The organism is Variovorax sp. CAN15 (assembly GCF_030462475.1).
In the GTDB taxonomy this organism is placed as follows: domain Bacteria; phylum Pseudomonadota; class Gammaproteobacteria; order Burkholderiales; family Burkholderiaceae_C; genus Variovorax.
Genome location: NZ_JASMRZ010000003.1, coordinates 121,397 through 144,609 on the forward strand (window position 1 = coordinate 121,397; position 23,213 = coordinate 144,609).

Here is a 23,213-nt window from a genome sequence, read left to right on the forward strand (position 1 = left end):
TCAGTGCCGCTCGACGACGGTGGCCGCGTCGATCTTGCCGGCCAGCCATTGCAGGCCCGCGAGATGCTGCTGGTCGTGGCTGCAGAGGTAGTGGATGAGGCTGCGCATGGTGAGCGGACCGTAGCCCTCGAACACGGCCGTGCGCGCGAGCTGCGCGTCGCTCAGGCTGGAGATGATCTCCATCGTCTGAATGCGCGCCATGCGGAAATCGGCCAGCACCTGTGCCGCGTCGGCCGCGCCGTAGTTGCGCTCGATGGCCAGCGGTTCGCTGTCGATGGATGCGAGCGTCGGATGCGATTCGGCCAGCGTGCGTCGGAAGCGCACGTGGTAGCCCTCGATCTCGATGTCGCGCACATGGCAGAGCTGCTCGATGGCGGTGAAGGCCTCGCTGGGCACGCCCTCCCACGAGGGCGGCGCCCAGTGCCTGAAGGCGAAGGGAATGGCCGCGTAGTGGGCCTCCAGCTGCGAAGGAAAGGCCGCAAGGGCGCTGAGTGTGGTGGGGTTCATGTTTTTCCGAAGCGCATTATGGTGCTCGCTCCGTAGAATGACCGATCCCCCTCACCCGCCAGGAGACGCCCGATGAATGCCCCGACCCAAACCTCGCACCTGCTGCCGGAGCTTCATCTGCGCGAAGTACCCGACAGCCTGATCGAGGCGCTGAAGGCACGTTTCGGCGCCAACTGTTCCACGGCGATGGCGGTGCGCACGCAACATGGCCGCGACGAGTCTTCCTTCGACGCCCCGCCCCCCTCCGCCGTGCTGTTCGCCGAAAGCACACAGGATGTTGCAGACGCGGTGAGGCTCGCGAGCGAACACAGCGTGCCGGTCATTCCCTTCGGCGTGGGCTCCTCGCTCGAAGGCCACCTGCTTGCGGTGCAGGGCGGCATCAGCATCGACGTGTCGCGCATGAACAAGGTGCTGTCGGTCAATGCCGACGACCTCACGGTGACGGTGCAGCCCGGGGTCACGCGCAAGCAGCTCAACGAAGAGATCAAGAGCACCGGCCTGTTCTTCCCTATCGACCCCGGCGCCGATGCCTCCATCGGCGGCATGACGGCCACGCGCGCCAGCGGCACGAACGCGGTGCGCTACGGCACGATGCGCGAGAACGTGCTGGCGCTCGAAGTGGTGACGGCCGCGGGCAACGTCATCCGCACCGGCACGCGCGCGAAGAAGTCGTCGGCCGGCTATGACCTCACGCGCCTCATGGTGGGCAGCGAAGGCACGCTGGGCGTGGTCACCGAGATCACGCTGCGGATCTATCCGCTGCCCGAGGCTGTGTCTGCGGCGATCTGCTCCTTCCCGAGCATCGAGGCCGCCGTGCGCACCACCATCGAGACCATCCAGCTCGGCGTGCCGATCGCGCGCGTGGAGCTGATCGACGTGAACACGGTGCGCATGGTGAACGCCTACGCCAAGCTGAACCTGCGCGAAGAGCCGATGCTGCTGATGGAGTTCCACGGCTCGCCCGCCGGCGTGAAGGAACAGGCCGAGACGGTGCAGGAACTCGCGAGCGGCCATGGCGGCAACGCCTTCGAGTGGGCCAGCACGCCGGAAGAACGCACGCGCCTGTGGACGGCGCGGCACAACAGCTACTTCGCGGCGGTGCAGTCGCGGCCCGGCTGTCGTGTCATCTCGACCGACACCTGTGTGCCGATTTCGCGCCTGGCCGACTGCCTGCTCGACTCGGTGGCCGAAGCCGATGCCAGCGGCATCCCCTACTTCCTCGTCGGCCACGTGGGCGACGGCAACTTCCACTTCGGCTACCTGCTCGACCCGAACATTCCCGAGGAACGCGTGAAGGCCGAGGAGCTGAACCATTCGCTGGTCAGCCGCGCGCTGGCGCTTGAAGGCACCTGCACCGGCGAGCACGGCGTGGGGCTGCACAAGATGGAGTTCCTGGTCAACGAGGCGGGCGTGGGCGCGATCGACATGATGCGCACGATCAAGCGCGCGCTCGATCCGAAGAACATCATGAATCCGGGGAAGATCTTCAGCCTCTGATCACTTCCGGCGCTCGATGAAGAAAAGCCCGGCGGCTCTCAAGAGCCCCGGGCTTTTTGCCGTGCGGTGATCGCCGATCGATCGATCGATCAGTTCCTGCGGCGGCGCGCCGGAGCCTTCTCGGCCGGCACGTAGGTCTGCGACGGTGCCGCGCCGCCATCCACGCCCAGTCGGCCGCCGCCGCCAAGCCCTTGGCCTCGCACCGTCTGCGCCTTGTAGTTGCGCAGCGAACGGACCATCTGGTTGAAGGCGTCCATGAAGGCCGCGGCAATCACCTTGCCCTGGGCCGTGTTGGTGTAGCCGCCGAGGCCGCCGCCCGCGCTGCGGCCGGCGAGCGCACCGAAGGCGCCGAAGTCGGTCTTGGAGGCGCTGCCTTCGGAGGCGGCGACCTGCACGCCAGAACGGTTGTCGATCAGCGTCAGCAGCGCGCTGGCTTCCTTGGTCTGCATGCTGCCGCCGATGGCCGCGAGTGCACGGCCACGGCCGCCACCCACCAGGCCGCCGAGCGCACCGCCGATGCCGCCGGCATCGCTGTTGCTGAACACGATCTCGGGCGAGAGACCGTAGTCGGAGGCCACCATCTGGCCGCGTCCGAAGTTGCTGCCGCCGCGCATTTCGCCCGACTGCTGCAGTGCGCGCTCGCGCGTCATGGCGTTCATGCCGGCCGCGCCGCGTTCGACGACGATGAAGCAGTTCGATTGCTGCACCAGCAGGCGCAGCAGGTTGGCCGTGGGAGGCAGGCGGTATTCGCCGGTGAGGATGGTGTACCAGCCTGCGCTCTGGTTCTCGATGAGCGAGACGGTGCCCAGAGGCGATTCGCAGCGCTCGAGCTGGCTGCTGGCGTTGTCGGTAGCTCCGCCCGCGGCGCTGCCGGTGGCCATGGTCTTGGCCGACTGGCTGCCCATCTGCATGTCGGTCGCGGCGCAACCGGTGAGAAGAAGTGCGCCGGCGGCGATGGCCGCTAGCGGAAACCTGGTGAGCTGCATGGTGGACTACTCCCTCTGTTTGTTCAGAGAACTGGGGTTGAAAAAACCAGCGGTCGAGGATACGCGCAAAGGATTGCAGGAATCAATCAAACGAATGCCGGAGCCTCGATTCGCAACACTAGGCCGTTCGGCGGATGCGCTCGATCAATCCGTTGAGTGCTTCGATGGAGCCGAAGTGGATCGCGAGCTCGCCGCTCTCCTCCACGCGGCCACCGCGCTTGCTGCGCTTCTTGATGCGCACCTCGACTTCGGCGGTGAGCAAGTCGGCCAGTTCTTCTTCCACTCGCTGCAGGTCGCGCGACTTCTCGCCGTCGTTGCTGCGACGCGAGGGCGTGAGCGTGAACTCGGCCGCAAGCTTCTTCACCAGCGACTCGGCCTCGCGCACCGACATCTTCCTGGCGGCGATCTGGTTGGCCGCCGTGATCTGCGTGCCGCGGTCCAGCGACAGCAGCGCGCGGGCGTGGCCCATGTCGATATCGCCGGCCATCAGCATCTGCTGCGCGGGCTCGGCCAGGTTCAGCAGGCGCAGCAGGTTGCTCGCAGCGCTGCGCGAACGGCCGACGGACTGGGCCGCCTGCTCGTGAGTGAGCCCAAACTCGGTCACCAGGCGTTGCAGGCCTTGGGCTTCTTCGAGCGGGTTGAGATCCTCGCGCTGGATGTTCTCGATGAGCGACATCGCCGCGGCGGCTTCATTGGGCACATCGCGCACCAGCACCGGAACGCTGTCGAGGCCGGCGAGCTTCGCGGCACGGAAGCGCCGTTCGCCCGCGATGATTTCGTATTCGGCGTTCTTGGCCGCAGCCGATTCGGGATCGAGCCGCCGCACCAGGATCGGCTGCATGATGCCCTGCACCTTGATGCTCTCGGCCAGTTCGTAGAGAGCTCCCTCGTCCATGCGCGTGCGCGGCTGGTAGACGCCGGCGACCATCTGGTCGAGCATCAGCGTGCTCGGGTTCCTCGGGGCGCCGCCCTCTTCCGCATCCGCCGCGCTGCCGCTGCCGCTGTTGTCGGCGGAAGGAGCAGCCGTCGGGCCCAGCAGCGCTTCGAGGCCGCGGCCCAGTCCCTTGGGTTTCTTGGTCGCCATCAGTTCTTTTCTTTCGAGATTTCGTTCAGAAGTTTCCGGCCGTCGGGCCAGTCGCCCAGGCCCGATTCGGCGTTCAGGTGACCGCGCGCGCCGGCATCGACGAAGCGCGCGCCCCAGTCGGCGGCAAGCTGCCGCGAGCGCGAGGATTCGCAATAAGGATCGTCATTGGCGGCGATCAGCACCGCCGGGAACGGAAGCGGCTTGCGCACGATGGGCGACCAGCCCGGGATCAGGTGGCGCAGGCTGTCGCTCTCCACGTCTCCGGGTGCAACCAGCAGCGCGCCGCGTACCTTGTGCGTGTTGCGCGAATGCGCGGCCCAGGCGGCGACGAGGATGCAGCCGAGGCTGTGCGCCGCGAAGACCACCTGGCCAGGCGAGGCCAGCACTTCTTCTTCCAGCCGCGCGGACCAGTCGCCGCGCAGCGGGCGCATCCACTCATGCTGCTCGACGCGGTGATCGCCATGGACGGATTCCCAGCGGGTCTGCCAATGGCCGGGGCCGCTGTTCTGCCAACCGGGCAGCAGCAGGATGCGAGGCTCTGTCATTTGCTACTGATTTGATAGCGACTTGCAAAATGCAAGAAGCCCTCAGGCGTTGTTTTCACTGGTCGAGTCTGTGGCCGGCGCGGCGGCAGGCGCCATGACGTCATCGGGAATGGGCAGGTCGGGCGTGATGCGCGCGACCGGCGCAATCGGAGGAGCCACCGCGCCCGACGCAAAGGCGCTCGCGGGCGGCATCTTGTCGACCAGCTCCTGGGCGAAGGCGATGAAGGCCTGGCTGCCACGCGCAGCCGGGTCGAACACCACGCCGGGCAGCCCGTAGCTCGGCGCCTCGGCCAGCCGCACATTGCGCGGGATGACGGTGTCGAACACCTTGTCGCCGAAGTGGGACTTGAGCTGCTCGCTCACCTGCTGCTGCAGCGTGATGCGCGGGTCGAACATCACGCGCAGCAGGCCGATGATCTGCAGGTTCTTGTTGAGGTTGGCGTGCACCTGCTTGATGGTGTTGACCAGGTCGGTCAGCCCTTCGAGCGCGAAGTACTCGCACTGCATCGGCACGATCACGCCATGGGCGGCGCACAGGCCGTTCAGCGTCAGCAGGCTCAGGCTGGGCGGGCAGTCGATCAGCACGAAGTCGTACTCGGCGCCGACGGCTGCCAGCGCGGTACGCAGGCGCTTTTCGCGGCGGTCGAGCGCGACCATTTCCACTTCGGCGCCCGCGAGCTCGCGGTTGGCACCCAGCACGTCGTAGCCGCAACCGCCTTCCACCAGTTTGTCGGCCTTGACCCGCGCTTCGGCCACCGAGGCCGATTCGAGCAGCACGTCATACACAGTGAGTTCCAGCTCGCGCTTGTCGATGCCCGAACCCATGGTGGCATTGCCCTGCGGATCGAGGTCGATCATCAGCACGCGCTGGCCGACCTTCGCCAGACCGGCGGCGAGATTGACGGTGGTGGTGGTCTTGCCGACGCCGCCCTTCTGATTGGCAATGCAGAAAATCTTGGCCATGTGAGTACCGGGGTCGATCGATCAGCGCGAGATTGCGAGCTTGACGCCGAAGGCGATCAGGAAGCTGCCGGCAAGCTTTTCGAGCGTGGTGGAAATGCGGGGATTCGCGCGAATGCGCTCGGCCAGGAAGTGCGTGAGCAGCGTCGAGGTCAGGCCGTACAAGAAGGTCAGCGCGGCGATGGTCACAGCCATCGCGCCGAAAGTGATCAGGCCCTGATGCCGGGCCGGGTCCACGAACAGCGGGAAGAAGGCCATGTAGAACACGATCGCCTTCGGGTTCAGCAGCGTGATGGTGAAGGCCTGGCGCATGAAGTGGCCGGGCTTGATGTTGAGGATGGGGGCCGAGCCGGGCTTCGCCATCAGCATCTTGATGCCCATCCAGCCGAGGTAAGCGGCGCCCAGCCACTGCACCGCCTTGAAGGCAGCCGGGTAGGCGGCCATGACAGCAGACACGCCGGCCACCGCAGCCCAGAGGAGGAACTGATCGCCGACGATCACGCCGGCCGTCGCGGCAAGACCGCCACGGATGCCGCCCTTGCTGGTCGAGGTGATCAGCGCCAGATTGCCCGGACCGGGAATCAGAAGGAACAGGATGATGGCGGCGACGAATGCGCCGTAGTCAGCGATGCCGAACATGGGTTTGCCTCGAAAAAGCGAGCCGGGAAAGAGACCCGAGGGAGGCATCGAGTCTAAGCGAGCACACTGCCGCGAAGATCGTTCGGACACCGGCTTTTACCGGTGTCGCGCCCTCTTTTTTGCGAATCAGGCGCCGGTTTCCGCGGCAGCCTTGCGAGCCCAGACGATGCAGCGCTCAGCGTCCAGGCCCGGGACCGTCAGTTGTTCCACGTGAAACACAGACACGCCCTTGGGCACGACGGCCAGTTCGTCAGCCGGAACCTTGCCCTTCATGGCCAGCCAGACGCCGCCCGGTGCGAGCAGACTCATCGAGCCGTTGAAGAAATCCGGCAGCGAAGCGAAGGCACGGGAGCTGATGACCTCATAGCTGCCGGCCAAGGACTCGACCCGGGCATGGAGTCCGCGAAGATTCGGCAATTCCAGTTCAGCTGCAACCTGTTGGACGAACGCCGCCTTCTTGGCCACTGCATCAAGGCAGCTCACCTCGAGATCGGGTCGCATGATGGCGATCACCACACCGGGTAAACCGCCGCCGGAACCCACGTCCAGCAGCTTGCCCTTCCCTGCCCACTCGCGTTGAAGCGGAGCGATTGCCGCCAGGCTGTCGAGCAGGTGATGCGTCAACACGCTGGCCGGATCGCGCAGTGCCGTGAGGTTGTAGACCTTGTTCCACTTGAGCATCAGCGTGCCGTAGGCCAGCAGCCGCTCGGCCTGCGAATCGGACAGCGCCACACCCATGGCGGCCGCGCCTGCGCGCAGCGTATCGATCGGCGCCTTCATTCGGCAGCGGCTTCCGTGGCAGCATCGCGGGCGAAAGCCTTGTGGCCGCCCTTTCGCAGATGGATCATCAGCAGGGAAATGGCGGCCGGCGTCACGCCGGAGATACGCGAAGCCAGGCCCAGTGTTTCGGGCCGATGCTTGCTCAGCTTCTGACGAACTTCGAAGCTCAGCGCCTTGACCTGGCTGTAGTCGAAATCGGCGGGCAGCTTCAGGTTCTCGAAGTGCGCGGCGCGTTCCACTTCGTCGTGCTGACGCTCGATATAGCCGGAATATTTGGCCGAGATCTCGATCTGTTCGATCTCGGTTTCGCTCAGCGGAGCCTGGGCGCTGTACTTGCCGCCGTCCAGCGTCATCAGCGTCTCATAGCTCACGTCGGGCCGGCGCAGCAGATCGGCGAGGTTGTACTCGTGGTCGATAGCCTTGCCCAGTACCCGCTCCGACTCCGAAGCCGGCAGGTTGCGCGGGTTCACCCAGATCGACTTGAGCCGCTCTGTTTCACGTGAAACAGCATCGCGCTTTCGGCTGAAAGCATCCCAGCGCTCGTCATCAACGAGGCCCAGCTTCCGACCGGTTTCGGTCAGGCGCATGTCGGCGTTGTCCTCGCGCAGCTGCAGCCGGAACTCGGCGCGGCTGGTGAACATGCGGTACGGCTCGGTCACGCCCTTGGTGATCAGGTCGTCGACCAGCACGCCCAGATAGGCTTCGTCGCGGCGCGGCAGCCAGGCATCTTCGCCACGGCATTGCAGCGCGGCGTTGATGCCGGCGAACAGCCCTTGGGCCGCGGCTTCTTCGTAGCCAGTGGTGCCATTGATCTGCCCGGCGAAGAACAGCCCCTTGACCGAACGCGTCTCGAAGCTGCTCTTGAGCTCGCGCGGATCGAAGTAGTCGTACTCGATGGCATAGCCCGGCCGCAGGATGTGCGCGTTCTCCAGCCCAGGCATCGAGCGAACCAGCTGGTACTGGATGTCGAACGGCAGGCTCGTCGAGATCCCGTTCGGGTAGTACTCGTTGGTCGTCAGGCCTTCGGGCTCCAGGAAGATCTGGTGGCTTTCCTTGTCGGCAAAGCGGTTGATCTTGTCTTCCACGCTCGGGCAGTAGCGTGGCCCGACGCCGTCGATCTTGCCGGTGAACATCGGGCTGCGGTCGAAGCCCGAGCGGATGATCTCGTGCGTGCGCGCATTCGTATGGGTGATCCAGCAAGGCATCTGCTGCGGATGCATGTCCGCGCGGCCCATGAAGCTGAACACCGGCATCGGCCCTGCCCCGCCGGGCATGCCGTCGCCCGGCTGCTCGGTGCACTTCGAGAAATCGATGCTGCGCCCGTCGAGTCGCGGCGGCGTACCGGTCTTGAGCCGGCCTTGCGGCAGCTTCAGCTCCTTGAGCCGCGCAGACAGGCTGACGGCCGGCGGATCGCCCGCGCGCCCGGCCTGGTAGTTGTCGAGCCCGACGTGGATGCGCCCGTCGAGAAAAGTCCCTGCAGTCAGCACCACGGTCCGCGCACGGAAAGCAATGCCCACCTGCGTGACGGCGCCGACCACGCGATCGCCCTCCACCATCAGGTCGTCGACCGCTTGCTGGAACAGGCTCAGGTTCGGCTGGTTCTCCAGCCGATGACGGATGGCCGCCTTGTACAGAACCCGGTCCGCCTGTGCACGCGTGGCGCGCACGGCCGGACCCTTGCTCGAATTGAGAATGCGGAACTGGATGCCGGCCTCGTCCGTCGCGATCGCCATCGCACCGCCAAGCGCATCGACCTCTTTCACCAGATGGCCCTTGCCGATGCCGCCGATCGACGGGTTGCAGCTCATCTGGCCCAGCGTCTCGATGTTGTGGGAGAGCAGCAGCGTCTTGGCGCCCATGCGCGCGGCGGCGAGCGCGGCTTCGGTGCCGGCATGGCCACCGCCGACGACGATCACGTCGAATTCTTCGGGGTACAGCATTTGGAGTGGGAGCGCACAACTGACGCGTGCGCGGCGCAAAAGGGGCACCGATTTTAATCGGCGACACCCTGTTGCGTCCCCTGTGTGGATAAGCCTGGAGAGCGACGCCTAAGGGCTTTCTCCAAGACGATCACTCGATAGTTTGCTATCTTTTTAATAGCAAACAAGCCTGTTAGGCCGCGGCTTCGTCCACCTGTCCCAAGGGCACGGGCTTCTCGATACCCATTACCTCACCCGAGGGCGAAGGCGGCATCGACGGCTGCAGGCTCTCGTCCTGCAGTTCCTGCACGACAAGTTTCTTGCCCGTCATGCGGACATTGCCAAAGATGGTGCAGAAGGCCACGTCCTTCGCGTCGCGCCCCGTGCCTACCCGCACGAGCCTGTCGACCGGAGCCATGCGGGTCGGGTCGAACAGCACCCAGCGTCCACCGATCCACGCCTCGAACACGGCATGGAAATCCTGCGGAGGCTCGTCGAACCAAACGTAGCCGACGACCAGCCGCGCCGGAATGTTGAGCGCACGGCAGAAGGTGATGCCCAGGTGGGCGAAGTCGCGGCACACGCCCGCGCGTTCGACGAACACCTCGCGCGCGGTCGTGGTCGAGTCGCTGCTGCCCGGCTCGTAGGTGATGCTGTCGTGGATCCAGTCGACGATGGCCTGCACCCGGCCGATGCCGGGCGGCAGGTCGCCGAAGAGCTGCTGGGCGCAGCGCGACATCAGGTCCGACTCGCAATAGCGCGTCGGCGTCATGTAGTGCAGCACCTCGTCGGGCACCTCGGTCACCGGCATCTCGGCCAGGTCGTCAGGCACCACCACATGGGCACGCCGAACGCTGGCCTTGTAGGCGATCTTCAGCGGCCCCGGCTTCGCATCGAAACGGAAGAAGCGGTTGCCGCTTCCCTCGTCGCAGAAGAGCCGCAAAGGCGTCGGCGGCTCCACGATCAGTTCCTCCCCGACCACGCTCTGCATGTCCGAGCGCGCCGCCTCGATGTTCAGCAGCATGTGCGCGGGGGCGGCAACTTCGTAGTCGAGCTGCGCCTCGATGTGAGAGATGTGCATCAGTCGATCGCTTTTTTCACGGCGCCCACGCCCAGCACGGCCAGCACCACGAACAGCAGCGCCAGTACCAGGAACAGGCCGAACAGGAGCTTGGCGATGCCGGCGGCACCCGCCGCAATGCCGCCGAAGCCGAGCAGCGCGGCCACGAGCGAGATGACTGCAAAAATGATGGCGTACTTCAACATTCGTTTCTCCTTGCAGCAGGCCCTGCCCGCCGTGCAACGGAGCTTAGGAAGCGCGGTCTTCCAGCCTGATAGTCGCCCCGCGCGAGAGGCCGTAGGACAAAAACGCGACGCCCTCAAACCCGCTAGCATCCGCTGCGGTTTACCCAAAAATCCAACCAATCTCGACATTCACTGGAGTTCTCGAATGAAGCTGTACTACTCGCCCGGCGCCTGCTCGCTCTCCCCCCACATCGCGCTGCATGAAGCGGGCATCGCCGCCGAACCCGTGCTGGCCAGCACCAAGAGCCACAAGCTGCAAGACGGCACCGACTACTACGGCATCAACCCCCTGGGCTACGTGCCGATGCTCGAGCTCGACGACGGTACCCGCCTGCGCGAAGGTCCCGCCATCCTGCAGTACATCGCCGACCTTGCCCCCACCAAGAACCTCGCGCCGGCTGCCGGCACCATCCAGCGCTACCGCCTGCAGGAATGGCTCACCTTCATCGGCACCGAAGTGCACAAGGGCTTCAGCCCGCTGTTCAACCCGAACATGCCCGAAGAAGCCAAGGCCATCTTCAAGGACAAGCTCAAGTCGCGCTTCCAGTGGCTCGACAATGAACTGGCCAGCAAGGAATACCTGATGGGCGAGCACTTCAGCGTGGCCGACGGGTACCTGTTCACCGTGACCAACTGGACCAAACCGACCAACGTCAACATCTCCGGCTTCCCCAACCTGCTGGCCTGGCACGCACGCGTCGGCGCCCGTCCCGCCGTCCAGGAAGCAATGAAGGCCGAAGGTCTTCTGAAGTAAGCCGAAGCACGCTAAAGCGTGCAGAAGCAGCGAGCGGGTCAGGCCTACCCTTCAGGGAAAACCCGAACCGCTTCAGCCACAAGCCGCACGATGCGGCTTTTTTTTCGGGCCACGCTACGGGCAGGAGAGAACAAGTCTCCCGACACCGAAGCACAAGGACCCGCGCCATGCCCGAAACACCCCCGTCCACCGAATTGCGCGAAGAGATGCGCGGGCCCGTGATGTGGCTCACCATCGACCGCGAAGAGCGCCGCAATGCAATCAGCCCCGCAGTGCTCGCGGGCCTGGGCGACGCCCTCGCCCGCGCCAATAGCGACACCGCCGTGCGCGCCGTGGTCCTCACCGGCACCGGCACGCGCGCCTTCTGCGCCGGCGCCGACCTGCAAAGCGGCACCTCCTTCAAGTTCGACTACGCCGCGCCCTACCAGGGCTTCGCCAACCTCTTCCGGCAGGCCCGGCAATCGACCGTGCCGCTGATCGCGCGCGTCAACGGCGCCTGCATGGCGGGCGGCATGGGCCTCATGGCGATGTGCGACATGGCCGTGGCGAGCAGCCAGGCCGTGTTCGGCCTGCCCGAGGTGAAGGTCGGTCTCTTTCCCGCCCAGGTGCTCAGCGTGCTCGGCGGCCTGTTGCCGCGCCGCGTGCTGGCCGAGATGTGCATCACCGGCGAGCCCATCGGCGCCGCGCAGGCGCTGGAACTGAATCTCGTCAACCGCGTGAGCGACGACGTCGACGAAAGCGTCGACTGGCTGCTTGGGCGCATGCTCGACAAGTCGCCCGCCGCCATCCGCCGCGGCCTCTACACCATGAAGAAGATCGAGGCCATGGCCTTCGAGGAATCGATGGCCTTCACCGAAAGCCAGATCGGCCTGTTCGCGCTCACCGAGGACGCGGCCGAAGGGCAGCTCGCCTTCCGCGAGAAGCGCAAGCCGCAGTGGAGCGGCCGATGAGCAGCAGCAACAACAACAACGACGAACGCATCGTCCGCATCGGCGGCGCCTCAGGCTTCTGGGGCGACAGCAGCGTGGGCGCGCCGCAGCTCGTGACCAGCGGCCGGATCGACTACCTTGTGTTCGATTACCTCGCCGAACTCACCATGTCGATCCTCGCGGGCGCGCGGCTCAAGAAGCCAGAGCTGGGCTACGCCACCGACTTCGTTTCGGTGGCCATGAGGTCCGTGCTGAAGGACGTCGTGAGACAAGGCATCCGCGTGGTGAGCAATGCCGGCGGCGTCAATCCGCAAGGCTGCGCCGACGCGCTCGCGGCACTGGCCGCCGAGCAGGGCATCGCACTGAAGATCGCCGTGGTGAGTGGCGACGATGTGTCGCCGCTGCTGCCGCAACTTCGCCAGGAGCAACCACCGGTGCGCGAACTGCAGAGCGGCGCCGCGCTGCCCGAACGCGTGCTCACCGCCAATGCATATCTCGGCGCGCAGCCCATACGGGCCGCGCTCGACGCGGGCGCGCAGATCGTCATCACCGGCCGCTGCGTCGACTCCGCCGTCACGCTCGGCGTGCTCATGCACGAGTTCGAGTGGCAGCCGGGCGACCTCGACCTGCTCGCCGCGGGCAGCCTCGCGGGCCACATCATCGAATGCGGCTGCCAGGCCACCGGCGGCCTGCACACCGACTGGGACACCGTGCCCGACTGGCCCAACATCGGCTACCCCATCATCGAATGCAGCGCCGACGGCAGCTTCATCGTCACCAAGCCCGCAGGCACCGGCGGCAAGGTCACGCCCGCGGTGGTGGGCGAGCAGATGCTCTACGAGATCGGCGACCCCGCCGCCTACCTGCTGCCCGACGTGGTGGCCGACTTCACGCAGGTACGCGTCGAGCAGGCCGGCGAGCACCGCGTGCGCGTGCACGGCGCGCGTGGCCATGTGCCCACCGCGAGCTACAAGGTCAGCGCCACCTACGTCGACGGCTTCAAGACGGCGGCGCAGCTCACCATCGTGGGCTTCGACGCGGTGGCCAAGGCCAAGCGAACGGGCGAGGCCATCCTTGCGCGCACGGGTGCGCTGTTCTCGCAATACGGCTTCGGCCCCTACAGCGGCACGCAGCTCGAAGTACTGGGCGCGGAGTCGTGCTACGGCCCGCATGCACAGGCATTGCAGACACGCGAAGCGGTGCTGCGGCTCGCCGTGACGCATCCGCGCAAGGAAGCGCTGGAGCTGTTCGCGCGAGAGGTCGCACCTGCCGGCACGTCGTGGGCACCGGGCACCACTGGCGCGGGCGGCGGACGGGCTTCGGTGTCGCCGTCGATCCGGCAATATGCCTTCCTGCTCGACAAGTCGCTGGTCGAGACATCGGTGGCCATCGATGGAAAGCGCATCGACATCCCGCGCACCCCAACCTCATCCGCAGCCGAGACGGCCAAGCCCATCTCTTCGCCTGCCGGAGCCACCAGGACGGAGGCCACACCTTCTTCCTCTTCTTCCTCTTCTTCCTCTTCTTCCTCTTCTTCCGATGCGGACAGCATCGAAGTACCCCTGCTGCGCCTGGCCTGGGCGCGCAGCGGCGACAAGGGCGACACATCGAACATCGGCGTCATCGCACGCCACCCCGCCCTGCTGCCGCTGTTGCGCGAGCAGCTCACCGAAGCGCGCGTGACCGAGTGGCTCGCGCACCTCGTCAAGGGCCGCGTCACGCGCCACGAGGTGCCCGGCATCGACGCCTTCAACTTCGTCTGCGAGCAGGCGCTGGGCGGCGGCGGCATGGCCTCGCTGCGCAACGATCCGCTCGGCAAGGGCATGGGGCAGATCCTGCTGGCGATGCCGCTGCGCGTGAGTCCGGCGCTGCTGGCCTTGCTCTCCTAGCACCAATCCAGACAACCGTGCGACAGCAGGGTTGAGGCCGGGGCCTTAGCCTTGCGCCCGTATCAACTCTGCTTTCGATCGCACGATGTCCACCCTCTTCGACCCCGTACAGGCCGGCGACCTGAAGCTCGCCAACCGCATCGTCATGGCGCCGCTCACGCGCAACCGCTCACCGAACGCCATCCCGCCCGACATCGCCGCCACCTACTACGCCCAGCGCGCCAGCGCCGGCCTGCTCATCACCGAAGCCACCGCCATCAGCCACCAGGGCCAGGGCTATTCCGACGTGCCCGGCCTCTACGGCACCGAGCAGCTCGACAGCTGGAAGCGCGTGACCGAAGCCGTGCACGCCAAGGGCGGCAAGATCGTCGTGCAGCTGTGGCATGTGGGCCGCGTCTCGCACAACGAACTGCAACCCGGTGGCGGAAAGCCCGTCGCCCCTTCGGCCATCACCGCCAAGACCAAGACCGTGCTCATCAAGGACGGCGTGCCCACCTTCGTCGACACCTCCGAGCCGCGCGCGCTCGACGCCGGCGAACTGCCGGGCATCGTGCATGCCTACGCGGTGGCCGCACGCAGCGCGGTGGAAACCGCTGGCTTCGACGGCGTGGAGATCCACGGCGCCAACGGCTACCTGCTCGACCAGTTCCTCAAGGACGGCAGCAACAAGCGCAACGACGACTACGGCGGCAGCATCGAAAACCGCGCCCGCCTGCTGCTCGAAGTCACGCGCGCCGTGGTCGACGCCGTGGGCGGCGGCAAGACCGGCATCCGCCTGTCGCCCGTCACGCCAGCCAACGACGCGTACGACAGCGACCCGCAGCCCCTCTTCACCTACGTGGTGAAGCAGCTCGCCACGCTCAACCTGGCCTACATCCACATCATCGAAGGCGCCACCGGCGGCCCGCGCGAGATCGAGGACCGCCCCTTCGACTACGAAGCCCTCAAGGCCGCATACCGCGAGGCCGGCGGCAAGGCCGCATGGATGGTCAACAACGGCTACGACCGCCCGCTCGCCGAAGAAGCGCTGAAGGAAGGCGACGACCTCGTGGCCTTCGGCAAGCCCTTCATCTCCAACCCCGACCTCGTGCGCCGACTGCGCGAGAACGCGCCGCTGAACCCGCTCGACAAGGCCACCATGTACGGCGGCGGCGCCAAGGGCTACACGGACTATCCGGCGCTGGCCTGAGGCCGCGCGCGGCCATGGCAAGATGCGGCGGACCCGTTCGTTCGCCGCCAGCAAGGAAGGAAACGCCATGGCCCGCATCGCGCAACGACTGGCCGATTCCGGCCTCGTATTGCCACCCGCAGTGACGCCGCCTCCCGGCGTCGCGTTGCCCTTCCAGTTCGTGCGCATCGTCGGCCGACGCGCGTTGATCTCGGGCCACGGCCCGCTCAATGCCGACGGCACCATCGCCGCGCCGCTGGGCAAGCTGGGCCGCGAATTGAACGTGGAACAGGGCTACACCGCCGCGCGCCTCACCGCGCTCGCGATGCTCGGCAGCCTGCAGCGCGCCCTCGGCGACCTGGACCGCATCACCGCATGGACGCGCGTGTTCGGCATGGTCGCCTGCGCACCGGGCTTCGACAGGCAACCGGCCGTCATCAACGGCTTTTCCGATCTCATCCTCGAAATCTTCGGCCCCGACATCGGCGCGCATTCGCGCAGTGCCGTTGGCATGGCGGAGTTGCCGTTCAACATCCCTGTGGAGATCGAAGGCGAGGTGGAGTTCGACGCATGAGCGCCACGCCCTGGACGCTGCGGCGCGCCGATGCTGCCGATGCCGCAGCCATCGCCGAATGCGCTGTGGAAGCCTTTCGCCACTACATTCCGCGCTTGGGCCTCGAGCCGATTCCCATGACCAAGGACTATGGCGCGTCCATCGCGAATGCGCAGGTCTGGGTCGCGCAGCGGCAGGAGCAGGTCGTCGCAGCACTGGTGCTCGACATCACCGACGAAGGCTTCCTGATCGATGTGATCGCGGTGCGCCCCGCACAGCAAGGCACAGGCGTGGGCCGCGCATTGCTCGAGCTTGCGGAGCGCGAGGCACGGCGGCAAGGCCATGACTCGATCTACCTCTTCACCAACGAAAAAATGACCGAGAACCGCGCGCTCTACGAGCGCATCGGCTACGTCGAATACAAGCGCCTCGTGCTCGCGCAGCGCACGCGCGTTTTCATGCGCAAGCCCTTGAAGTGAGGCCTCCTGCGATGCAGCTCGAACGCATTCATCACGTCGCCGTCATCTGCTCCGACTACGCGGTGTCGAAGCGCTTCTACACCGAGGTGCTGGGCCTGCGCGTGGTGGCCGAGAACTACCGCGCCCCGCGCGATTCGTACAAGCTTGATCTCGCTTTGCCCGACGGCTCGCAGATCGAGCTCTTCTCGTTTCCCGGTGCACCCGCGCGGCCGACGCGGCCCGAAGCGCAGGGACTGCGGCACCTGTCCTTCGAAGTGCACGACGTGCAGGCGGCGGCCGACGAACTCTCGGCACAGGGCATTGCCGTGGAACCGCTTCGCATCGACGAATACACCGGCCGACGCTTCACCTTCTTCGCCGACCCCGATGGGCTGCCGCTCGAACTCTACGAGGCCGCGCCAGGCAGGGATCTCGAAGCGCTGCTGCTGGAGCTGGAAGGCGCGCTGCATCTGCGCGAGGTGCGCGCGAGCGCCGCACGGCTGCAGGAACTGCTCGACGACGACTTCCACGAACTCGGCGTTTCGGGCACGGTATGGACACGCGCCGCCATCATCGATGCGCTGCGCGACGAAGTCTTTTCGAAACGAACGATCTCGGACTTTCGCGTTCTGCGCATGGCCCCCGACGTGGCACTGGCCACCTATCGCGCACACCGCGAAGCCATTCCCCAACGTCTGGCAGCGGACTCCCTGCGCAGCTCGCTATGGAAGCTGCGCGCAGGCCGCTGGCGCATGGCATTCCACCAGGGCACGCCGCTCGCCTGAACGCACAGGCGATTCAGGCCACCTCGCCGAAAGCCACGCTCACCCGCAGGCCAGTGGGCTCGGCGGCTTCGAGCCGCAGTTCCGCTCCCAGCAGCTCTGCATAGCGCGAGACGATCGACAGGCCCAGCCCCGAGCCCTGCCCCAGCTTCTCTCCAGCCGGACCTTGCGCCCATCGCTGCATCAGGGCTCGCTGCGCCTCCAGCGGAATGCCCGGCCCATCGTCGATCACGCTCAGCGTGCGGCCCGCGAGTTCGACGGTGATGGTGCGCCCGCCGTAGCGCAGCGCGTTGTCGATCAGGTTGTCGAGGATGCCTTCCACCAGCGCCTCGTTGGCCTGCACGACCACACCGTCGTCGAGGCCGCGCGCGCCCAGGTCGACGCCGCGCGCATCGGCTCTCGCCAGATGCCGCAGCACCGTCTGCTCGGCGAGCACGTCGAGCCGCACGGGCACGCGTTTGAGCTCGGTGCGAGCCTCCTCGGCCAATGCGAGCGCCAGCAACTGGTCTATGAGGTGGCTGGCGCGCGCCTGGCGCTCCGACACGCGCTCGAGCTGCTCGCGCCATACCTTGGTGTCGTGCTGGGCCAGGCCGTATTCGGCCAGTGCGCGGATGCCCGCCAGCGGCGTGCGCAGTTCGTGCGCCACGTTGCCCACGAACTCGCGTTGCGCCTGCACGCTGTTGCCCAGCCGCTCGAACAGCGAGTTGACCGCATTGCCCAACCGCTGGATCTCGCGCGAGGTCTGCGCCACGGCTACCGGAGAAAGGTCGCGCACGTCGCGCCGGTCGAGCGCGCGCTGCAGGTCGCCCAGCGGCCGCAGATCGCTGCGGATGCCGTACCAGAGCCAGATCGCGAGCAGTATCAGCAGCACGATCTGCGGCGCGAGCGCATAGCCCAGCAGTTGCCGCACCAGCGCAGCGCGGCTCAGCGTGGTCTGCGCGATGATCACCCGATAGGGCATGCTGATGTCGGGCTCGGCGTCATGCTCCAGCACCACCGCGCGCAGCGTGCTGCCTTCATAGTTCACGTCGGAGAAACGGTAGCGCGCACCGTCCACAGGCAGCGGCGCCTGCAGGCCCGCCTGGCCCGAGATCAGCGAGCCGTCGAGCCGCTGCACCGCGAAGTACACCTTGTCGATCTGGTCGAAGAGCACGGTCGCCACCTCGCGCGGAGAGAGCATCAGCTCGATGCCGCGCTCGCCCGCCTGCACGTTGGCCGACAGCGCATAGGCGTCATCGAGCATGCCGCGGTCGAAGGCCTGTTCGGAGAAGTAGTTGGCGATGACCAGCGCGATGACCGCGCCGACCATCCACGTGAGTGCCAGCGGCACCAGCACGTTGCGCAGCACGCGCTGCGTGAGCGACGGCGCACGCACCGCAGCCGGCTGCGATCCGGCGCTGGTCTGTTGCTGCTGCCCGTTCACTCGCGCACCGGCGTCGATCACACCTCGGCTTCGAGCAGGTAGCCGATGCCGCGCAGCGTGCGGATGCTCGCGCCCGTGCCCTGCAGCTTTTTGCGCAGGCGCGAGATGAAGGCCTCGAGCGCGTTGTCGCCCAGCGATTCGTCGAAGCTGGAGAGCTTGTCGGACAGCGCACGCTTGCTCACCGTGCGGCCCGGCGGGCTCATGAGCTCCCACAGCACCTCGAACTCGCGAGCGGGCAGGTCGAGCGGCCCGCTCGCCGTGGAGAAGCGGCGCGCCTTGCGGTCGAGCTTGAGCTGACCGAGCAGCACGATGTCTTCCGTGCCCTTGGCGCGGCGCACGAGTGCTCGCAGGCGTGCTTCGACCTCCGCCAGGTCGAAGGGCTTGCCGAGGTAGTCGTCGGCGCCCGCGTCGAGACCGGCGATGCGTTCCTCGGTGCGCCCGCGCGCGGTAAGCACCAGCACCGGCGTGCGGTCGCCGCGTGCGCGTGCCTGCCGCAATGCGGTGAGGCCGCTTGCGAGGCCGCTGGTCGGGCTCGCGGTGGCGGGCAGGTTGAGGTCGAGCAGCACGGCATCGAAGGGCTGCACGCGCCACAGGTGGTCGGCATCTTCGACGTTGGTGGAAACATCGACGCGATGGCCTGCATCAGCGAGGCTGCGTACCATCACATCGCGCAAAACGGTGTCGTCTTCGACAAGCAGAATTCGCATGGTCTTTGAATGGTTGGGGGTAATCTGCCTTGCGAACGACGGGTCAGCAGCCGGTCAGTCGCTCCAAGCGATAAACGCCACATGAGCATACGACAGCACGATGAATCACGGGCCATTTTCATGGCCCGCGCAACACGATGAGCGCACGCGAACCCTCCGATCTGCTGAGCCTGGTTTCCCCGGAAGTACAAGGCACCGCCGTGGTCCTGCTGCATGGTTTATGCAGCACGCCTGACGAGTTGCTGACCGTGCAGTCGGCGCTGCGCAGCCGTGGCTATCCGGTTCATCCGCTGTCCATCGAGGGTTACTCGTTCGACGCCGACGCACCGATGCAGCGCGCGGCGCCGTACGAACGCTGGCTCGACGCGATCCAGATCCAGGTGAAGGCACTGCGCCAGCGTCACGACCGCGTGATGCTCATCGGCATCTCCGCGGGCTCCTCGCTGGCGCTGGGCGCGGCCATCCGCTGCGGCGGCGACGTCGATGCGCTGGTGCTCATGTCGACCACGCTGCGCTTCGACGGCTGGGCCATCCCGCGCACGCAGTTCCTGCTGCCGCTGGCCTTCTACACGCCGCTGGGCCGGCTCTGGCAATACCGCGAGCGCCCGCCCTATGGCGTGAAGAACGAACGCGTGCGCGCCTGGATCGAACGCGAGCTGCGCCACCGCAAGATCTCGCGCGCCGGCAGTTCTGTCCTCGGCGTGGGTCACCTTCGCGAGCACGACCGTCTCATCCGCCACGTGCGCCGCAACCTGCACGGCGTGCAGTGCGGCAACGTGCTGGCCCTGCATGCCCAGCAGGACGAGGTGGCCAGCGTGGCCAACCTGGGCATCCTCGCGCGCGGCCTTCGCTGCCGCGCATTCCGTGCCGTGGTGGTCGCCAACAGCTACCACATGATCACGATCGACAACGATCGTCAACAGGTCGTGAGCGAAACGGTGTCATTCGCCGATGCTGTGGCGCATGGCACGATGCCCGAGCATCCGCTGTACGCCTGACAACCTCGATCACGTCCGAAAGGAAAGCATCCCCATGTCTTCTTCCGATCTCTCCTCGCCCACCTTCAACACCATCGCCGCGATCCTGCGGGACGACTTCCGCGTCGACTCCGCGGCCATCTCGCCGGCCACCGCGCTGACCGACCTCGGCCTCGACTCGCTCGCGCTGATGGAGTTCGTCTTCGCCGTCGAAGACGCATTCCACCTGCGCATTCCCGAGGACCGCCTCGACCCGCGCGAAGCCGGCATCACGCTGCAGCGCCTGTGCGAAGTGATCGACACCGAGAGCGCCGGTGCAACCGCGGGCCTGCCCGCCGAAGCGACGGCATGAGCAGCGGCGCCGCTCACTCCGTGCTCGCCGCCTCCGCCGCGCGTGTCGCATCGGCGCCCGTGCGCGTCAGCGGCATCGGCTTCGTCACGCCCATCGGCCGCACCGTGGAGGCCTTCGACGAAGCCCTGTTCGCTGGCCGATCGGCAGTTCGCGCGCAGACGCTGGAGATCAAGGGCATGGACCCGATGGCGCTCGCCGTCGCCGCCTGCGACTTCGATTCGAACGGCGTGCGCAGCACCTCCCGCCTGCCGCTGGACCGTGGCACCGCCATGGCGCTGGCCGCCGCGCAGGACGCCGCCGGCGAAGCGAGGATCGACCTCGACACCATCGACCGCGACCGTCTCGGCATCTTCTGGGGCAGCGGCCTCGCGGGCGCCGGCACCTTCGACAACACCACCAGCACGCTCTACGGCGAACAGCGCCGCATGCGCCCGACCACCGTGCTCACAGTGATGCCCAACGCCGCGGTGGCGGAGCTCGCCCTGCACTTCGGCGCGCGCGGCTCTGCCATTGCATACGCCTGTGCCTGCGCATCCTCGGCCGTGGCCATCGGCGAGGCGATGCGCGCCATTCGCGGCGGCTGGATCGACGTCGCCATCGTCGGCGGCCACGACGCCATGCTCACGCCCGGCGTGATGGCCAGCTGGCACGCCATGCGCGTGATGGCGCCGCCGCCGGCCGATGCGCCATCGACCGCATGCCGGCCCTTCTCGGGTGACCGCGCGGGCTTTGCCATCGGCGAAGGCGCGGCCGCGCTGGTGCTCGAATCCGAAGCGCACGCGGCTGCGCGCGGCGCTGAAGCCGCGCCCTTCGTGCTCGCGGGCTACGCCACCAACTGCGACGGCACGCACATCACCAACCCCGACACCGCGGGCCAGGTGCGCGTGATGCGCGCCGCGCTGCGCGACGCGGGCATCGAGGCTTCCGAGATCGGCCACATCAATGCGCACGGCACGGCCACCTCGGCCGGCGATGCGGCCGAAGCCGCATCGATCCGCGAAGTGTTCGGCAACACCGTTCCGGTGAGCGCGACCAAGGCCATCCACGGCCACGTGCTTGGCGGCGGCGGTGCGATCGAGCTCGTCGCCACGCTGCGCGCGCTGGCACGCGAGACGCTGCCGCCCATCGCCAACCTGCAGACGCCCGACGCCGCTTTCGATCTCGACTTCGTGCAGGGCGAGGCCCGCGAGGCCAAGGGCATGCGCTACGCGCTGTCCAATTCCTTCGCTTTTGGCGGCACCAACGCCGTCATCGTGGCCGGCCGCGCGTCCGATCGCTGAAGATTCACTGAACGCTTCCTGAAAAATCGCGCGGTGCATCGGCTGGTTGTTTTCGTGGTGCCGGTGTTCGCGCTGCTCATGGCGTGCGAGTTCGCCTGGGGCTGGCTCAAGCGGCGCAACACCTACCGCTTCAGCGACACCATCGGCAGCCTCAGCCAGGGGCTACTGAGCCAGGCGCTCTCGGTGTGCACGCAGCTCTTCCAGATCGGCCTGTACGCACTGGTCTATCCGCTGGTCGCGATCTGGACGCGGCCCGCCTTCTGGGACAGCGCCATGGGCTGGATCGCCGCGGTGCTGCTGTTCGACTTCTTCGACTACTGGCTGCATCGCGCCGGGCACGAGTCGGCCGTGTTCTGGGCCGCCCACTCGGTACACCACCAGAGCCAGCACTTCAACTTCTCCACCGCACTGCGGCAGGAAAGCACGGTGGCATTTCTCGGCTGGGCCTTCTACCTGCCGATGGCGGTGATCGGAGTGCCGCCGGAGCAGTTCGGGCTCGCGGGGCTGATCGTGCTGGTCTACCAGTTCTGGATCCACACCGAGCACATCGGCAAGCTGGGCTGGTTCGACCGCGTGTTCTCCTCGCCTTCGAACCACCGCGTGCATCACGCGGTGAACGACCGGTACATCGACCGCAACTACGGCGGCATGCTCGTGGTGTGGGACCGCATGTTCGGCACCTTCGCCGAGGAAACCGAACGCTGCGTCTACGGCACGCGCAAGGCGCTCGCCAGCTTCGACCCGATGCGCGCGATCCTCGGCCCCTACATGCCGCTGCTGCGCGACGCCTGGCACACGAAGCGCTGGCAGGACAAGATCGCCGTGTGGCTCAAGCCGCCGGGCTGGCGGCCGGCCGACGTGGCGGCGCGCTTTCCGGAACCCGCGTTCTCGCTGGAAGAAGCCATGCGCATCCACGCCCCCGTGCTCACGCGAGCGCAGGTCGCCTCGGCCACCCTTCACTTCGCATGCTGGGTCGGCGTGACGCTGGCCTTTCTCTGGCGCGCGGACGATCTCGCTTTCCGCACAGGGCTGTCGCTTCTCGCACTCTCGGTCGGCGGATTCTGGTCGACAGGCGCGGTACTCGATTCGCGCCTGCGTCTGCGATGGGCGTGGTGCGCACAAGCGGCACTTCTCGCCATCTCGGCGGTACTGCTCTTCGGCTGAACGCCGGGCATCCGCCGCCCGCTATGCTCGGCGCCTTCACCGTTGCAGGGCACCCATCATGCGCAGGCTGGCCACTCCCGAAGACATCGACACCGTCTTCGCCCTCTACATGCACGAGAAGGTCGTGCCCTACCTGGGCTACGACCCGATGCCGCTGGAAGACTTCAAGCAGATCTACCGGCAGCTGCTGGATGGCCGCGACTTCTTCGTCTACGAACGCGACGGCCGCATCGCCGGCTTCTACCGAGCCTCGCGCTACCCGGGCCGCGTGCGGCATGTGGCCGGCCTGGGCACGCTGGCCGTCGACCCTACGCTGCATGGCCAAGGCATCGCGCTGGCGATGGTCGCGGATGCGATCGAACGGCTGAAGGCGGACGGCGTCAAGCGCATCGAGCTCATCGTGGAAAGCGACAACGCACCAGCGCTGCGCTTCTACGAGAAGCTCGGCTTCGAAAGGGAAGGCACGCTGCGCAGGTTCTACAAGCGCGCCTCCGACAAGCAGGCCATCGACGACCACATCATGGCGCTGCTGTTCGACTGAACTTGCGAAGGAGC

The 23,213-nt window shown here is 66.9% G+C and carries 25 protein-coding genes; 13 read left to right on the plus strand and 12 right to left on the minus strand.

Translation table 11 applies throughout. The features are described from left to right. Positions 1-507, minus strand: coding sequence for a DinB family protein (locus QMO14_RS03885; RefSeq protein ID WP_301504622.1), 507 nt, complete (start codon positions 505-507; stop codon positions 1-3). A gap of 72 nt (positions 508-579) precedes the next feature. Here QMO14_RS03885 and QMO14_RS03890 point away from each other — a divergent pair, with 72 nt between their 5' ends. Continuing rightward, entirely contained in the window at positions 580-2,004 is a 1,425-nt protein-coding gene (locus QMO14_RS03890) for an FAD-binding oxidoreductase (protein WP_301504624.1), read from the plus strand. Positions 2,005-2,093: 89 nt separating this feature from the next. Here QMO14_RS03890 and QMO14_RS03895 read toward each other — a convergent pair whose 3' ends face one another. The 9 genes from QMO14_RS03895 to QMO14_RS03935 all read right to left on the minus strand — a co-directional run bounded on the left by QMO14_RS03895 (position 2,094) and on the right by QMO14_RS03935 (position 10,183). Then, the gene (locus QMO14_RS03895) at positions 2,094-2,990 is read right to left on the minus strand and encodes a CsgG/HfaB family protein (protein ID WP_301504626.1); all 897 of its coding nucleotides are present in this window, start codon (positions 2,988-2,990) and stop codon (positions 2,094-2,096) included. Positions 2,991-3,108: 118 nt separating this feature from the next. Then, entirely contained in the window at positions 3,109-4,074 is a 966-nt protein-coding gene (locus QMO14_RS03900) for a ParB/RepB/Spo0J family partition protein (RefSeq protein WP_301504628.1), read from the minus strand. After that, a complete protein-coding gene (locus QMO14_RS03905; protein ID WP_301504630.1) occupies positions 4,074-4,619 on the minus strand; it encodes an alpha/beta hydrolase in 546 nt (181 codons plus the stop codon). Before QMO14_RS03905 ends, QMO14_RS03900 begins: the two co-directional genes overlap by 1 nt. 42 nt (positions 4,620-4,661) lie before the next feature. Beyond that, positions 4,662-5,582 carry a ParA family protein gene (locus tag QMO14_RS03910; RefSeq protein ID WP_126020717.1) on the minus strand — a complete coding sequence of 307 codons (921 nt, stop codon included), beginning with the start codon at positions 5,580-5,582 and terminating at the stop codon, positions 4,662-4,664. Positions 5,583-5,603: 21 nt separating this feature from the next. Beyond that, positions 5,604-6,218 carry a LysE family transporter gene (locus QMO14_RS03915; protein WP_301504633.1) on the minus strand — a complete coding sequence of 205 codons (615 nt, stop codon included), beginning with the start codon at positions 6,216-6,218 and terminating at the stop codon, positions 5,604-5,606. Between the two features lie 126 nt (positions 6,219-6,344). Then, positions 6,345-6,998 carry a 16S rRNA (guanine(527)-N(7))-methyltransferase RsmG gene (gene rsmG / locus QMO14_RS03920; RefSeq protein WP_301504634.1) on the minus strand — a complete coding sequence of 218 codons (654 nt, stop codon included), beginning with the start codon at positions 6,996-6,998 and terminating at the stop codon, positions 6,345-6,347. Beyond that, positions 6,995-8,938, minus strand: a complete 1,944-nt coding sequence (gene mnmG / locus QMO14_RS03925; protein WP_301504636.1) for a tRNA uridine-5-carboxymethylaminomethyl(34) synthesis enzyme MnmG — start codon at positions 8,936-8,938, stop codon at positions 6,995-6,997. The genes rsmG and mnmG overlap by 4 nt, the downstream gene beginning before the upstream one ends. A gap of 172 nt (positions 8,939-9,110) precedes the next feature. Then, positions 9,111-9,998: a transglutaminase family protein gene (locus QMO14_RS03930; protein ID WP_301504639.1), complete on the minus strand. Its 888-nt coding sequence runs from the start codon at positions 9,996-9,998 to the stop codon at positions 9,111-9,113. Continuing rightward, positions 9,998-10,183 carry a DUF1328 family protein gene (locus tag QMO14_RS03935; protein WP_019653611.1) on the minus strand — a complete coding sequence of 62 codons (186 nt, stop codon included), beginning with the start codon at positions 10,181-10,183 and terminating at the stop codon, positions 9,998-10,000. Before QMO14_RS03935 ends, QMO14_RS03930 begins: the two co-directional genes overlap by 1 nt. Before the next feature lie 184 nt (positions 10,184-10,367). On the opposite strand from QMO14_RS03935, the gene gstA reads away from it, so the two are divergent. The 7 genes from gstA to QMO14_RS03970 all read left to right on the plus strand — a co-directional run bounded on the left by gstA (position 10,368) and on the right by QMO14_RS03970 (position 16,758). Continuing rightward, positions 10,368-10,976 (plus strand): glutathione transferase GstA, encoded by a 609-nt coding sequence (gstA, locus tag QMO14_RS03940; protein WP_301504642.1) that lies wholly within the window; start codon positions 10,368-10,370, stop codon positions 10,974-10,976. A 167-nt stretch (positions 10,977-11,143) separates the two neighbouring features. Beyond that, positions 11,144-11,926 carry an enoyl-CoA hydratase/isomerase family protein gene (locus QMO14_RS03945; protein WP_301504644.1) on the plus strand — a complete coding sequence of 261 codons (783 nt, stop codon included), beginning with the start codon at positions 11,144-11,146 and terminating at the stop codon, positions 11,924-11,926. Continuing rightward, positions 11,923-13,794, plus strand: a complete 1,872-nt coding sequence (locus QMO14_RS03950) for an acyclic terpene utilization AtuA family protein (protein ID WP_301504645.1) — start codon at positions 11,923-11,925, stop codon at positions 13,792-13,794. Before QMO14_RS03945 ends, QMO14_RS03950 begins: the two co-directional genes overlap by 4 nt. 85 nt (positions 13,795-13,879) lie before the next feature. Next, a complete protein-coding gene (locus QMO14_RS03955; protein ID WP_301504646.1) occupies positions 13,880-14,983 on the plus strand; it encodes an alkene reductase in 1,104 nt (367 codons plus the stop codon). A gap of 67 nt (positions 14,984-15,050) precedes the next feature. Next, complete coding sequence (locus tag QMO14_RS03960) at positions 15,051-15,536, plus strand: RidA family protein (RefSeq protein WP_301504648.1); 486 nt, start codon at positions 15,051-15,053, stop codon at positions 15,534-15,536. Continuing rightward, positions 15,533-15,994, plus strand: a complete 462-nt coding sequence (locus QMO14_RS03965) for a GNAT family N-acetyltransferase (RefSeq protein WP_301504649.1) — start codon at positions 15,533-15,535, stop codon at positions 15,992-15,994. Before QMO14_RS03960 ends, QMO14_RS03965 begins: the two co-directional genes overlap by 4 nt. Before the next feature lie 11 nt (positions 15,995-16,005). Then, on the plus strand, positions 16,006-16,758 hold the full coding sequence (locus QMO14_RS03970; protein WP_301504650.1) for a VOC family protein: 753 nt from the start codon (positions 16,006-16,008) through the stop codon (positions 16,756-16,758). Between the two features lie 13 nt (positions 16,759-16,771). On the opposite strand, the gene QMO14_RS03975 is transcribed toward QMO14_RS03970, so the two are convergent. Further along, positions 16,772-18,199, minus strand: a complete 1,428-nt coding sequence (locus tag QMO14_RS03975) for a sensor histidine kinase (RefSeq protein ID WP_301504651.1) — start codon at positions 18,197-18,199, stop codon at positions 16,772-16,774. After that, complete coding sequence (locus QMO14_RS03980; protein ID WP_126020743.1) at positions 18,196-18,885, minus strand: response regulator transcription factor; 690 nt, start codon at positions 18,883-18,885, stop codon at positions 18,196-18,198. The genes QMO14_RS03975 and QMO14_RS03980 overlap by 4 nt, the downstream gene beginning before the upstream one ends. Positions 18,886-19,022: 137 nt before the next feature. Here QMO14_RS03980 and QMO14_RS03985 point away from each other — a divergent pair, with 137 nt between their 5' ends. From QMO14_RS03985 to QMO14_RS04005, 5 genes are read left to right on the plus strand one after another with little or no spacing between them, the layout of a single operon-like run. After that, the gene (locus tag QMO14_RS03985) at positions 19,023-19,883 is read left to right on the plus strand and encodes a carboxylesterase (RefSeq protein ID WP_301504652.1); all 861 of its coding nucleotides are present in this window, start codon (positions 19,023-19,025) and stop codon (positions 19,881-19,883) included. Between the two features lie 34 nt (positions 19,884-19,917). Beyond that, positions 19,918-20,214, plus strand: a complete 297-nt coding sequence (locus QMO14_RS03990) for a phosphopantetheine-binding protein (RefSeq protein ID WP_301504653.1) — start codon at positions 19,918-19,920, stop codon at positions 20,212-20,214. Continuing rightward, positions 20,211-21,494, plus strand: coding sequence for a beta-ketoacyl synthase (locus QMO14_RS03995; RefSeq protein WP_301504654.1), 1,284 nt, complete (start codon positions 20,211-20,213; stop codon positions 21,492-21,494). The genes QMO14_RS03990 and QMO14_RS03995 overlap by 4 nt, the downstream gene beginning before the upstream one ends. A gap of 33 nt (positions 21,495-21,527) precedes the next feature. Further along, a complete protein-coding gene (locus tag QMO14_RS04000) occupies positions 21,528-22,658 on the plus strand; it encodes a sterol desaturase family protein (protein ID WP_301504655.1) in 1,131 nt (376 codons plus the stop codon). Positions 22,659-22,716: 58 nt separating this feature from the next. Next, positions 22,717-23,199: a GNAT family N-acetyltransferase gene (locus QMO14_RS04005; protein WP_301504656.1), complete on the plus strand. Its 483-nt coding sequence runs from the start codon at positions 22,717-22,719 to the stop codon at positions 23,197-23,199. Positions 23,200-23,213: the final 14 nt, after the last annotated feature.